The 13,166-nt window shown below is 66.2% G+C and carries 9 protein-coding genes and 2 pseudogenes; 4 read left to right on the forward strand and 7 right to left on the reverse strand.

The annotated features are described in order from the left end of the window. Positions 1-373: 373 nt before the first annotated feature. Entirely contained in the window at positions 374-865 is a 492-nt protein-coding gene (locus ACWGDX_RS17330; protein ID WP_453626408.1) for an ATP-binding protein, read from the reverse strand. After that, the gene (locus ACWGDX_RS17335; protein WP_453626409.1) at positions 862-1,146 is read right to left on the reverse strand and encodes an ATP-binding protein; all 285 of its coding nucleotides are present in this window, start codon (positions 1,144-1,146) and stop codon (positions 862-864) included. The genes ACWGDX_RS17330 and ACWGDX_RS17335 overlap by 4 nt, the downstream gene beginning before the upstream one ends. Positions 1,147-1,158: 12 nt before the next feature. On the opposite strand from ACWGDX_RS17335, the pseudogene ACWGDX_RS17340 reads away from it, so the two are divergent. Next, positions 1,159-1,275: pseudogene (locus ACWGDX_RS17340) on the forward strand (excisionase); the annotation flags it as partial. Next, positions 1,275-2,476: pseudogene (locus tag ACWGDX_RS17345) on the forward strand (tyrosine-type recombinase/integrase). The pseudogenes ACWGDX_RS17340 and ACWGDX_RS17345, both read left to right, overlap by 1 nt. A 204-nt stretch (positions 2,477-2,680) precedes the next feature. On the opposite strand, the gene ACWGDX_RS17350 reads toward ACWGDX_RS17345, so the two are convergent. Further along, the gene (locus ACWGDX_RS17350) at positions 2,681-3,292 is read right to left on the reverse strand and encodes a hypothetical protein (RefSeq protein ID WP_453626411.1); all 612 of its coding nucleotides are present in this window, start codon (positions 3,290-3,292) and stop codon (positions 2,681-2,683) included. 1,160 nt (positions 3,293-4,452) lie between these two features. On the opposite strand from ACWGDX_RS17350, the gene ACWGDX_RS17355 reads away from it, so the two are divergent. Continuing rightward, positions 4,453-5,346, forward strand: coding sequence for a septum formation family protein (locus ACWGDX_RS17355; protein ID WP_453626413.1), 894 nt, complete (start codon positions 4,453-4,455; stop codon positions 5,344-5,346). Positions 5,347-5,758: 412 nt separating this feature from the next. Here the strand turns inward: ACWGDX_RS17355 and ACWGDX_RS17360 are convergent, their stop codons facing one another. After that, a complete protein-coding gene (locus tag ACWGDX_RS17360; protein WP_453626415.1) occupies positions 5,759-6,814 on the reverse strand; it encodes a CHAT domain-containing protein in 1,056 nt (351 codons plus the stop codon). Positions 6,815-7,079: 265 nt separating this feature from the next. On the opposite strand from ACWGDX_RS17360, the gene ACWGDX_RS17365 reads away from it, so the two are divergent. Next, a complete protein-coding gene (locus tag ACWGDX_RS17365; protein WP_453626417.1) occupies positions 7,080-8,306 on the forward strand; it encodes a DNA sulfur modification protein DndB in 1,227 nt (408 codons plus the stop codon). Positions 8,307-9,843: 1,537 nt separating this feature from the next. Here the strand turns inward: ACWGDX_RS17365 and cas2 are convergent. The 3 genes from cas2 to cas3 all read right to left on the reverse strand — a co-directional run bounded on the left by cas2 (position 9,844) and on the right by cas3 (position 13,166). Beyond that, positions 9,844-10,101 (reverse strand): CRISPR-associated endonuclease Cas2, encoded by a 258-nt coding sequence (gene cas2 / locus ACWGDX_RS17370; protein ID WP_453626419.1) that lies wholly within the window; start codon positions 10,099-10,101, stop codon positions 9,844-9,846. A 12-nt stretch (positions 10,102-10,113) separates the two neighbouring features. Further along, positions 10,114-10,431: a hypothetical protein gene (locus ACWGDX_RS17375; protein WP_453626421.1), complete on the reverse strand. Its 318-nt coding sequence runs from the start codon at positions 10,429-10,431 to the stop codon at positions 10,114-10,116. A gap of 350 nt (positions 10,432-10,781) precedes the next feature. Then, positions 10,782-13,166, reverse strand: coding sequence for a CRISPR-associated helicase Cas3' (cas3, locus tag ACWGDX_RS17380; RefSeq protein ID WP_453626423.1), 2,385 nt, complete (start codon positions 13,164-13,166; stop codon positions 10,782-10,784).

The raw sequence follows: 13,166 nt of genomic DNA on the forward strand, positions 1-13,166 counted from the left end.
GCGTGGCGAGAACTCCACCCACCACAGACTGCGTGGTCGAAAGGTTTTCATGGCCCCCCGTCCACCCGACCGAACCACAGCCGCCGTAAGAAGGGGCATTGTCCAGCTCGCCGGAGCTCACGGAACAGCCTTGCGACGGACTTGGCGCGGCCGCGGTGGGCACAGGAACCATCAGCTCGTTCCTCGCAGCCGGGGGCCGCTGGGGCGGGGCCGGCCTGCTCGCAGAGGACCTTGTTCAGGACGTCGTAGAGGTCGTCGCTGATCCCGTCGTCCGCGAGCGAGCGGGTCAGGGTGTCAACGAGCCTGTGCATCGTCGTCTCTTGGGTGGAGACGGGCCCGCAGACCACAGGGGTGATGTCCGCGAGGGTGACCATTACGGCTTCCTTTCGGGGACGCGGAATGTGCACCACGTCGTCGTGCCGTCGTGGCTGACGCCCCAGTCCCGCGCGAAGACGGCGACGAGGAACAGGCCGCGGCCCGTCTCGTCCACGGCGTCCGCGCAGCGCAGCACCGCCCAGGTCGGATTGCCATCGATGACCGGCTCAGAGACGGCGAGCACGATGTTCTCGGCCTGAGGATCGGGGACCTTCCCCAGCCGCAGGTGGGCCGCAGTGATACGGCGCATGCGGGCAACGCGCGTTTTGTCCGGGGGGAACGCCACCGCGAAACCGTCGGAGGTCTGGGACCCCAGTTCCGCAACGACCTTTACGACGGCTGTGGTGGGGCGGTCGACGACCCAGGGCGCGGCCGTACGTGTGTCGTTGGCCGTGGTCCTGCTAATCCAGTGCACGGGCCGGACGTACGCGTTCCCACCGCCGGGAGCCTCGCGCAGCGCGAAACCCTCACACGCGAACCGGGGCTTCACGAGGCCGCCCTCCTGGCGGGGAGTGGCATGGTCGCCCAGACGGTCGTACCGCCCCGGTCGTTGGTTCGCCAGCCGCAGTCCTTGGCGCGGGCTCGCACGATCAGTAGTCCACGGCCGTCTTCATCCTCGGCCTTGGCCTGCCGCTCCGCTGGTTGTCCGGCGGTGCCGTCGGAGACCTCCAGCAGTACGAGATCGTCTTGCGCGACGAGCAGTACTCCCACTCCGAGCCCTGATCCGTGTCGGACGGCGTTGCCGACGAGTTCGCTGACGATCAGCTCCATGTCCTCCGCGAGTATGTCAAGCTCGGCAAGCCCGTCCGTATCCTGGAGAGCGTTCTGGCCGCGTACGTGGAAGAACGCACCGTTGAACCTGTACGCAGCGGCCGTTTCCGGTACGGGAAGGCGGCTTGATGGCAGGCGCGCAGAAGAGGGCGCCTCGCCGCAGCTTCGGTGCGGTCCGCAAGCTGCCCTCCGGGCGGTACCAAGCGCGCTATCCCGGCTCGGACGGGGTGCTGCGTCCGGCTCCGGAGACGTACGAGACGAAACGTGACGCCGAGGTCTTCCTCGCCCAGGTCCAGGCCGACCAGACGCGCGGCGACTGGATTGACCCGACCGCAGGCGAGGTGACGTTCGGTGAGTACGCCACGCGGTGGATCGACGAGCGGGGCGTCGCGCCCACCACGGAGGAGCTGTACCGCAGGCTGCTGCGGCTGCACCTGGAGCCGACGTTCGGGCAGCTGTACGTCAACGTAATCAGCCCGTCCAGGGTGAGGACTTGGCGCGCGGAGCGGCTGAAGGCCACGGGGGCGACGACGGTCGCCAAGTCGTACCGGCTGCTCAAGGCCGTCATGGAGACGGCGGTCGAGGACGACATGATCCGCAAGAACCCGTGCCGGATCCGCGGCGCGGGTTGTGAGGAGGCGGACGAGCGCCCCGTCGCCACGGTCGCGCAGGTCTTCGCCCTGGCCGATGTGATCGGGCTGCGCTGGCGCCTGATGGTGCTGCTCGGCGCTTTCGCCTCGATGCGCCCGGAGGAACTGGCCGAGCTGGGGCAGGGCGACATCGACCTGGACGCCGGATCGGTATGGGTGCGCCGTGCCGCGCCCGAGCTGAACACCGGTCATCGCGTCGTGGGGGACCCCAAGTCCCGTGCGGGTAAGCGGGAGATCGTACTGCCCGCCTTCGTGCACGTCGACGTGCGGCGGCACCTGGACTGGTTCGCCCAGCCCGGCCCCGACGGGCTGGTGTTCGTCGGTGAGAAGGGGGCCGCGTTGCGGGGGACCACCTTCGGCCGCAAGTGGCGCAGGGCGCGCGACAAGGTCGGCCTGCCCGGGGATTTCCGCTTCTACGACCTGCGGCACACAGGCAACACCCTCGCCGCCGCACCGGCACCAAGCTGAAGGACCTGATGGTCCGCGCGGGTCAGTCGTCCGAGAAGGCGCAGTTGATGTACCAGCACTCCACCAAGGAGCACCAGCGCAAGCTCGCCGCCGACATCGACGTACGCCGTCAGCAGGTGAAGGCGGCGGAGGGCACCGGCGAGGGTGCGACTGTGCACCCGTTCGTCCTGCGTCCGCGTGACTCCATGGGGCCAGCCTTGCGGGAGGTGTGACCCTGCACGGAGCGCCGGACCGGCAACCCGCTGGTCCGGCGCTTCAATGCGCCACACCGTCTCGACGACTGGTCGGAGTCAGCCCTCCGATGCGGCAAGCCGTGGTGCGAGGCCGCAGTTGGCGTGCCTGAGCCGCTATCGAGGGCGCTTGTCGCAACTGGAATGCTTTTCGATGCTTGTGGCCGGCCCACCCCTCCCGCGAGGTTAATCCCGCCTTGAGAGAGGGGTGCGCAGTTCGACGCGGAGCCGGATGGACGTGTCGATTGGCAGTCCCATCCGGACGAATCGAAGATCGTTCGAGAAGCGCGCGATGAGGTCGAGATCCTGTAGCTGCCGTTGCAACTCGGAGACCAGTGCCTCATCCGGGTCGACGGGAAGTTCGTCTGTCTCCTGCTCAGCCACATACTGAAGACGCTGGTCGACGGCCTCCACTGCCCGACTGCTGGTCCAGATGGCGAACTCCCGACAGGCGAACAGGTAGGCGTGCGCGGCATGCAACGCTGCCGCAGCAGCCGACTCGTCGGCGTCGTCAGGGCCGTCCTGGCCGTCGTTGTGGCAGTACTCGCTGAGCATGTACTCGGCGACGCCGCGCTTGACGGCGGAGAAAGCCGTCGAGTCGCCAAGAACCCCCTGCCAAACCGAATCAAGCAGCGGCCGCAGGCCCACGGTGAACGGGGCCTGCTCGTCCGCTGGCAGTGCCTCGTGCCAGCCCATCAGGCGCTCCGCGACTCCAGCTGCGAAAACGCCCTGCTCACCGGACGGCGCTGCTGTCAGCCGCTCCTCGACCAGCGCGGAAAGCCTCCGCCATGTATCCATTCGAACCCACCCCTGCTTCGCCATACCAACGTACTCACGTCGGCCAGCGCGATGATCGCAGTCACATGTGACACCCCACGCACGAGCCCCCAGCGCCAGCGCGGAAGTGCCGATGGGGTGGGGGGCGGGACGTCGACAGCATCGCTCCAGGACCTGATTTCCGGCCGACAGGGGTAGCCGTTCTCCGTGAAGACTGGCCCGCTTGGGGCACACTCCGGTCTTCGGCCGTGGCCCTGGACTCTGACCTGATTGCCGTGTGGCGCGCATCACTCGAAATGGATCTCGCTACATGAGATGTGCAGGGGCGAGGTCGTCGTCCAAGGGATCGCGCTTCGCAATTCAGTGCGGTAGTGGGCCTCTTATGGCACGCGAATGGCACGCGGCCTTGAAATGGTCTAGACAACAGATAGCCCCCGGGTCGTTGACCTGGGGGCTTGTCGTGGAGCGGGTGACGAGAATCGAACTCGCGCTCTGAGCTTGGGAATCAACGGCGCCTAGAAGCACCGCAGTGCTCTGACCAGGGATTACTCGGGTCTGCGAGGGGTGCTGGAGCCGGTTGCGTTGACCGTTTCTGACCCTGGTGTACCGCTCTGAAGGGCTGGGATGGGGGTTGGGCCCGCGACTGGGCGATCGCGAAGACGGCTTGGGTGGCTGGATCAGCACGGCGAGGCACTTCACGCACAAAATCACGGGGTCGGTGCGCTTGCGCGAAGGATGTGGAGTACTCCGTCCGCTCGCGCGTGCGCGCGTCGGCACGCTTTCCCTCTGTTGGGTACTCGGCAAACCGAGGAGTCGAGGCAGTGGGACGACGGCGCCGGTCCAGCCGTATAGACCGCCCCGGCGATCGTCATGAACCTCGATTCGTCAGTGGCCGGGTTCGCGGTATGACGGTGCGCGTGCCGCATTTGGCTCGGAGGACCTGTCCTTCGCGGTACGCCCGCCCTTGCCCGCGTCCCTCCACGCTCAACAGTACCCAGTTCCACAGCGGTGGCACGGGGCCCTCATGACTCCCACCTGCGAGCAGCCCGGATACAACCTTCGCGGCCTGTCGCGAGTCAGAGACGCCGCGGTGAAGTGAGGGCCTTCGCACAGCTGGGCCACAGGAAGGGCGTACGATGCGCGTGCCCCTCATAAAGATCACATAAGAGGATGTACGCGTCATGACCATCCGTGCTCCATACCGTTCTCTTCGCGGCATATCTGCCGTTGTCGCCCTACTCGCGATCGGTGCGGTGGGATGCTCGGACGTCTCCGATGCCGTCGACAGCGCCAAGGACGGCGCGAAGAAGGTGGCTCGCCAGCGCTCGGTGTTCTCGCTGGACATCGGCGACTGCTACAACCCGAACAGCAAGGCCGAGGGGATGGCGTACACCGTCGAGATCGTGCCCTGCGACGAGGCGCACGAGGGCCAGGTCATCGGCGAGTTCGCGATCGACAAGGGCAAGGGCACGGAGTACCCCGGCGACGACGGGGTCTCGGCGATCGCGGACAACCGCTGCCCGGGTGAGGCGCAGAGGCACGCCCCGGACACCTGGGCGCTCCCCAAGGGCGTCGCCCTCTTCTACTACACCCCGACCAAGGAGAGCTGGGCGACCGGCGACCGCGCGGTGAGCTGCACCTACACCGCGGAGAAGAGCACGTTCAGCGGCTCGCTGGACACCGCGAAGTCCCTCAAGCTCGAGCAGACCACGTACCTCAAGGGTTCGAACGCGGTCTACGAGGCCCTGTGGGCGACCCAGCCCGAGAAGGACAGCGTCGAGGACGACCTGGCCGGTTACAAGGCGCAGGCCAAGGCCGTCGCGGCTGCCCTCGACGCACACGTCAAGGGCCTGGACGGCATCGAGGGCGCCGAGGTCGGCAAGCTCCGTGCGACGCTGACGAAGGCAGCGGGGAACTGGAAGAAGGCCGCGAACGCCGCCGGCGCCGACGCGTTCTACATCGCCTACGATCCGGCGTTCACCGACATCGACCCGAACAAGTCGGTCGCCGCCCGCAAGGAACTGGGCCTGGCCACCACCGTTCCGGCCGACGAGGCCGCGGTCTGGGCGGGCTGACGCTCCGTCGGATTCAGCGGGGCCGTGTCCGTCAAGGACCCGGCCCCGTTTATTCGTCGTGGAGGGGGTGACGAGAATCGAACTCGCGCCTCTTGGGCGTGACCTGTGGAGCAGCCGCCACGTGCTGCAATTGGCCGTGGTTTACCGCTTCTACTGGTGCGGCAGTGGTGCCAGACAGGTGCCACTTCTCTGTCGCCGCAGCGGAGGTGACAGAGGGCGTCGGTGCCGGGCATGCTCTTTCGGCCGGCGGATCAGTGTTCGTAGCGGCCGTTGGCCGAGGCTGCACGAAGCGGCGCCATCTCGCTCTCGGACCGGTGTGCGACCCTCCTGGGTTGATGAGGACCGAGCCCGAGGCCAAGCCCGCCCGCTTCGCCACTATGTTGCGAACCCTCCTGGGTTGATGAGTGCTCCCTCACCTGCCGACGTGGAGAGGAGACGCCCAGCGCGTCGGAACTCTGCGGTAGGTCTGGCGGAGCCTACGTGGAGCATGGTGCAGTGCGAGCGCGACGTCGTCGGAGTCGGGGGTACCGTCGGGGCGCTGCGGCAAGTGGTCGTACACGTCGACGGCGATGTCGGCGGCAGCGTCGTCAGCTACGGGCCAGAGGGTGCCGATTACATGGCAGTAGCCCGCGATCTGGAAGGCCGAGGTCAGATGGATCGCCTCGGCGACGAACCGGGGTCCGGTCCGGGCGGTCTCGCAGGCGGATAGATAGGCCAGGTCGGCGGTAAGGTCCAGGTGGGCGATGTCCCGCATGCTCAGCGGACGTTCGAGGTGGTCGTGGACGAGGAAGCGGCCGGCCGAGGGGCCGGCAGGGTCGTTCACCGCGTGGCAGGCGAAGTGCGCGACGGAGTAGTGCGCCAGCTCGGCGAGGACACGGGAGCCGGTGGCCTCCGGTCCGGTGAGCGCGAGCGTGTACGGGTAGCCGGCGACCAGCTGCCGGAGCTCGCGCAGAGCCCCTTCCAGCGCGGCGGCCTCAGGCGTCTGAGCCATCGCGACCGCGAGAACCCTGCCGCTGCCACGATGTGACCGCGCGCGAGAGTGGGCAAGCGCCCGGATGGTCGGGGTGTAGGAGGAGACAGCTCGGCCCAGGACCGTGCGGGCGATCTCGGCGTCCTCCCCATGATGGCTGGCGGCGTGCAGGGGAAGGGTGCCCAGAACCCCCCTCGGCGACCGCCAGATCCGGGGCCAGAGCTGGTCGGGGGCTGCTACCGCGACCAGGCCCAGAGCGTCCAGGACGTGCTCGGCAGCGACGTCCCACAGCCAGCCCGGGGTCTCGTGCACCGACTCCTGGGCCGCCAAGCGCCACACCGCCGTACGCGCCGGGTCCTGGCTTGCGGCGACGGCATCTGCGAAGGACTCCGCGCGGGTGCGGGCCGCTGCCTCGGTGAGGCCAGCCAGCGGCACCACCTGGATCCGGTCATGATCCAGGATCAGCGCGTCGCAGCGGAAGTCACTGGTGTTGACCACGACGACGGGGCCCTCCCCGGCCTGAGCCGATCAAAGCTCGCTTCTGCGGGGGCCTCCACCATGGCCGCGGACAACTGATGTGGTGAGGATAGCTCGCCGCTAGTGCGCTTGCGGGGTCATAAGCTCTGCCGCAGCCAATAATCATCGACTGCGGCACGGTTCATCGAGGATTCTCGCCACCTCAGTTGACCTGCTGATGATGCGACCTATAGCGTCTAAATGTGACGACGCGTCAAAGTGGCGCCCATGGGGGGAGATCTTGAGCATGCCCACGTTCTTGAAGCCGGTGACCACCGGCCTGCCCGTCAACCTCCGGGAGATCCGCAAAGGGGTTATGGCGAACGGCGTCATCGACTGCGAGAACTTGCTGGCCATCGTCAACGATCCCCAGGAGGTCGAGGACGCCACCAAGCGTGCCCAGAAGGCCGGACGGCCGATCAGTGAGTACGCCAGTACGCGCGCCGAGATCCAGCGGCTCCTTGGCACTGCGGGCAGCAAGAAGGCTAAAAACGTCGGCGAGTACGCTGACTACATTGCGGCCGGTCTGCGAGGGGACTACGACAACGCTTGGTCGCTGCCGCAGATTACCCTGTGGTCACCGCGTCCGCTGGTCATCTCTGAGGACGGCTCGTCGGCCCTGCCGATCAAGGACGGCCTCTACGCTCTCGATAGCGAGACTCAGGTCACTGCCTGGCACCGGATTAAGTTGAACCCGGCTGCGTACGACCTGGAGGACTTCGACTTTGGCGCGATCCCGCTGTCGTTCGAGATCTTCCACGGTATCAGCGTCATGGCCGCCCGCCAGATCTTCCACGACCGCAACCTAAAGGGCGTTCCGGTCGACAAGTCCTTGGCCATGTCCATGGATGGCCGCGACTTCGGTACCACCGTGACGCGCAAGCTGATGGAGTCGCTGAAGGTGCCGACCGGTGAGACGACGGTTCCGCTGTCCAGCCTGATCCTTACCGGCAAGCGCCAGGTGTCGGACAAGGCCGTGGAGTGGATGACGATGTCGGTCCTGCGGACTCTAGTCGCTACGGCTATGCTCGGTAAGGCCGGTATCCACGCGGCGTCAACCGGTATCGAGCACGAGGATATCCCCGCCAACGAGAACGGCGACCGTCCGGACAGGGCCGTCGTCCAGCGCGAGGTCATGGAGACGGTGGGCGCGTTTCTCCAGGAGAACGCCGCGCTCTTCCACGCCAAGACTGCCGTTACCGCCCCGGCCGTCATGGCAGGCCTCGGTGCGACCATGAACCGCACCATGTCCTGGAGCGCCGACCCCATGCCCGAGGGCGTCACCCTGGAGCGGATGTTGGAGGGTATCGAGTGGGAGCGAGAGGCGAAGTACTGGGGCGGCATCGCGGCCAAGGTAACCGACAGGGGCGCCGTCTCCTGGGCCGGCGGCGCCCGTGACTCCGGCCACAAGGTCTACGACGCGCTGAATCACCCTGAGAGCGACACCGGTAAGCAGATCCGCGGACGGTTCTAGCTTCGCTCTCGCAAAAGGCTTGAAAACTGTCGGCTAAGTCCTACCCGGGTTCGCATCCTGACACCGCCACGCAAGTGGGAATCGGCCCCTGACTCCGCAAGTTTGGGCAGGGGCCGAATTCGTTTGGGCCTGCGGTTCGTTGCCGTGCTTCCCCGTGGGCCCTGTAGTGCGGATCTGGTGTGCGACGCCTGAACTGGTCCAGACAACAATGAAGCCCCGGGCCGCTGGCCTGGGGCTCTCACGTGGAGCGGGTGACGAGAATCGAACTCGCGCTCTGAGCTTGGGAATCACAGGCGCCCCGTTCGCTCCCTTGCAGGTCAGCGAATTAATTGCCTCTTGGGCGTGACCTGTGGAGCAGCCGCCACGTGCTGCAATTGGCCATGGCTTACCGCTTCTACTGGTGCGGCAGTGGTGCGAGTCAGGTGCCCCTTCTCTGTCGCCGTCGCGGAGGTGACAGAGAGTATCGGTGTCGGGCATGTTCTTTGGGCCGGCGGATCAGTGTTACGTAGCGGCTGTCGGCTGAGGCCGCTCGAAGCGGCGCCATACCGCTCCCGGACCGGTGCACGAATCCTTCTGAGGCGATTAGGGCAGCATCCGAGCAGGACACCCCGGACCGGTGACCCTGGTTGCGAACTTTCCTGGGTTGATGACGACCCCACGGCAGAGGGCTGTGCGGCCCGTGCCACAGCAGGTTGCGAACCCTCCTGGGTTGATGACGACCGTCGTCCACGCCCCGGGGTGAGCACGCGCCTCGCCCGTTGCGAACCCTCCTGGGTTGGTGACGACCTCGGCGGGCGACTGCATGAGGGCGGTCGCGGAGTGCTGTTGCGAACCCTCCTGGGTTGATGACGACCTCCATTGCAGCGTGCCCAGACTTCGAGGGCCAGGTCTTGCGAGCCCTCCAGGGCTGATGACGACCGGCGCCGGCGTCGCGGACTTCGTGGTGGCTCCCTCGTTGCGAGCCCTCCAAAGCTGATGACGACAGGTGTCCGCGGTGACATTCCCCACCTACACGGAGACGTTGCGAGCCCTCCAGGGCTAATGACGACGCGGCCGTGGCCGCCGGGCCCGTACTCGGGTCCGGGTTGTGAGCCCTCCAGAGCTGATGACGACCTGGAGCGGCTCCTCGGCCTGGCGCTGGCGCACATGTTGCGAGCCCTCCAGGGCTGATGACGGCTGCCCGGACCACAGGCGGGCGCCCCGGTAGCCGCGTTGCGAGCCCTCCAGGGCTGATGACGACCGGCGAGCACGGGCCCGAGCAACTCGCCCTGTCCATATTGCTAGCCCTGCAGGGCTGATGACGACCGCCGATGGACTACGCAGCGCACTCAAGGCTCTCAAGTTGCTAGCCCTCCAGGGCTGATGACGACCCCCCTGGTGGGCGACCGCCACAGGAGGCACCCATGCCGTTGCGAACCCTCCTGGGTTGATGACGACCCCGACGGTAAAACCGCAGGTCAGAGCGGCGATGATTGGCTGCTTCGTGAGCCGTTTTGCAGCGGTCCGGCGGTAGTGCATCTGTGCAGGTCAGAGCGGTTCAGAGGATGTCTCCTGGGCCGCCGAGGTCGATTCCGAGCGTGGTGGATTCGATCACGTCGGGGGAGCGAGTGGTGTAGGTCACGATGCTGTCGTATTCCGGGTCGATGGTGGTGTTCAGGGCGGCCATGAGGGCGCGGTACTGGGCTGTGGTGAGTTCGCCCTGGAAGACGCTGCGCTGGGTCCAGTGGAGGTATTTACGGCAGGTCTTGAGGACTTTCGGGTTGCGTTCGACAGCGGTGTCGTAGACGAGGATCACGAAGATGGCTGGTCACCACCAGGGGCGGAAGGGCTTGTACGGCTTGTCTTCGAGGCACATGCGGACGATCTTGAGGGCTTCGAGGTGGACGAGTTCCTCGTAGCTGACATTGCGCTTGAGCGTGCGGTGGTGGACGGTCGTGGCGAGTTCCTCCTTTTCGAGTGTCGTAACCCTTTTCAGGGCTCGGCCATGTTGGTCTCTCAGTCGGTCGGCTTTAGAGACCGGCTGTAAAACCCTCCTGGGTTGACGACGACTTGGAATGCCGCCGCTGCGGTACGGAGGTCGCGGGGCTGTTGCGAACCTTCCTGGGGTGATGATGACCCGCGCCATTCTCTCCGGACGCACGGGCCTATGGCTGTTGCGAACCCTCCAGGGTTGATGACGACCTGGCAAGGACCCGACGGCCGCGAGCTTCAGCTCCGCCCACCGGGGGTTGCGAACCCTCCTGGGTTGATGACGGCCTTCCGGACCTACTACGCAGGCCAGCAGGCGCTGGCATTGCGAATCCTCCTGGGTTGATGAGGACTGGCAATTCAGTATTACGTTGTTGACCCTGGTGGGGTGATGAGGCGTATTGCGTGCAAGGCAAAGCGCGTACGTTGTTACCCCTTGCGGGGGTATGAAGGTTATGGAGGTTTCAAGTTTCGTGCCCCGGTTGGGGCTTAATCGGATCCCTGGGCTTACTGGTGGATTTTTCCGAGGCCGTTCTCCGAGTCGTATTCGGCGTCGATGACCTTGACCTTGAGCTTGTCGTCCCAGGTTGTCGCGGTCTTGGCGGCGATAGGGATCAGGAGGTCTTCTGCGAGAAGGCGGCCTGGTCGTCGGCCGTTGTCGGTGGCGAGACGGCGGGCGTATTCGTCTCGGTCGGCTTCGAGTACGGCTTCTTTGCCGTCGAACATGGCGTCGAAGTCGTCCTTGAGTTCGGAGCGGTCACGGAAGGGTTCGGTCCAGGTCAGGAAGGCTTCGCTGAATCGCTCCTTGGACAGTTCGAGTTTGGCGCGCCAGTCTTTGCCCCAGGAGCCGAGGGTGTCGGCGTAGATCTCGTTGAGCCAGGTGGTGATGAGCGCTTCGTCGATGACTTCGTTGTGGTGGCGCTGGAGGATGTTCCAGGCCAGTGCGACCGGTGTTTTCGGGTAGACGCCGTCCGCGAAGAGGCCGGGTTCGTTGCTCCGGGGCATGTACTGGGGGGCGTGGATGATGACGTCGGCGGGTGGCCTGGAGCCGCTGCGGTTGACGCGGCCGAAGCGCTGGCAGAGGGCGTCCATGGGGGCGCAGGCGGTGTGGATGCTGTCGAAGTTGACGTCGAGGGAGACTTCGACGGTCTGCGTTGCTACGAGGATGCCGCCCTTCCTCTCCTTGTGCCCGTTCTTGTAGCGGTCGCGGATGCGGTCTTCGATGTCCGCGCGGTGATCGCGTCGGTATCGGGAGTGGAGCATGATGGCCGCATCGGTGTCGCCGCCGTGGATGCGCCGGGAAATGCTTCCGAGCTGGCGGTAGAGAGCGCGTGCTGTGGGTCGGTTGTTGGCGACCACGAGAAGGGCTTCTCCCGCTTCGAGCCGACCGGTCATCTCCGTGAGAGCCGCGTCTGAGCGGAGGGGGTGTCGTCGTATGGAGAGGCGGTGCCGACGCGGGAAGACGGTTCCTTCGGGAGGCTCGATTAGGTGTACGTCCCGCGCGAGGGCTGTGCGGATGGCTTCTTGGAGCGCGTCGGGGAGGGTGGCGGAGACGATGGCGAACCTGCCTCCGATGTGTTCCCAGAAGCTCATCATGGCGAGGATCATGCCGAGGCGTTGGGGATCGTAGGCGTGGAGTTCGTCAAGAATGAACAGGGAGTTCGCTGTGTCGAGGAGAGCGCTGGAGTGCGCGGGGCCGGCGAGAGTGCCGCGCAGGGGTTGGTAAGGGGTGCCGACCCGGATCAGCTCCCGGAAGAGGCGGGTTGCGTTTTCCTGGGCCAGCGATTTGCGGGCGGCGGCGAGGGCCTCGGCGTCTGTGGCGCATTCGTCTTCCAGCGCGCGGGCGAGGTAGTAGGAGGCGGCATGAGAGTGTGAGACGCCGATTTGATCTTTGGCTTGGAGGTCGTCTTCGAGGCGGCGGACCATGGCGTTGATCGCTGCCAGGTAAGGCAGGAGGTAGAAGATGCGGGGTGTGCCCTGCCCGGCATCGGTCATCTCCTGGAGGTTCCGCAGGGCCCACAGGAGTGCCGCCTCTGTCTTCCCGGAGCCGGTCCAGGCGCGGATGAAGATGTGACCACTGGTGGCTGCGGCTTCGGTTTGGTGCGGACGGAGCTGGAAGCCCTTGGCTGCGAGGCGGCTTTCGAGACGCTCCTGATATTCGGGGGTGAGCGGGTGGTTCCTGTGTACGGGAGTGTGGGCGGAAGCCATGCGGTCTGCCATCGTCACTCCGCCTTGCAACAGGACTGCGGTGAGGCCGTCGGCTTCGTCTTCGGGGGAGCGGGCCCATTCCCATAGTTCGAGGAGTTCACCGAAGAGGGTGTGCGCGTCCCTGATGAGGATCTCGGGGGTGAGGGTGGGGAGCGGGCTGCGGGGAATGAGTCCGGCCTCGATGGCTGTGGCGTGCAGCCAGACGGCCAGGTCTTGGACCGCGTCCGCGTTGAGGGGACCGAACTTCTTCGTGAAGTCTTCCGCGGTGTCGCGCCCGTGCAGGGGGAGGAGCGAAGGGCGGCGGCCTCCATTGCCGGTGATCGGCCGGTGGTGAGTGACGACGCCAGCGGCGATCCACAGGATCTCTGCTCTGGGGAGGGCTGAGAGCACGGTGGGGAGGAAGCCGAGGGAGAGAACTTCGTGTCGTTCGCCCCATACCTGAGCTGGTTCGGAGGTGTTGCCGATCTGCCGCTGGTAGCCGTGTGCGGCTTTGCCTGGGTCGTGCAGGAGGCCGCTGGCCGGTAACCAGGTGGCGAATCGCTGGGGTAGGACGGCGATCCGTCCGATGCGGGCATTGATCGTGTTTGACCGGTGGAGCGTGGTCAGTGAGTGGTCCTTGAGCGGTTCGCCTTCGGTGTCTCGGCTGCGTGGGCTTTTCGCTCGCAGGGGGCGGGCGTCGTACAT

The sequence above is a fragment of the Streptomyces sp. NPDC055025 genome, from assembly GCF_053608565.1.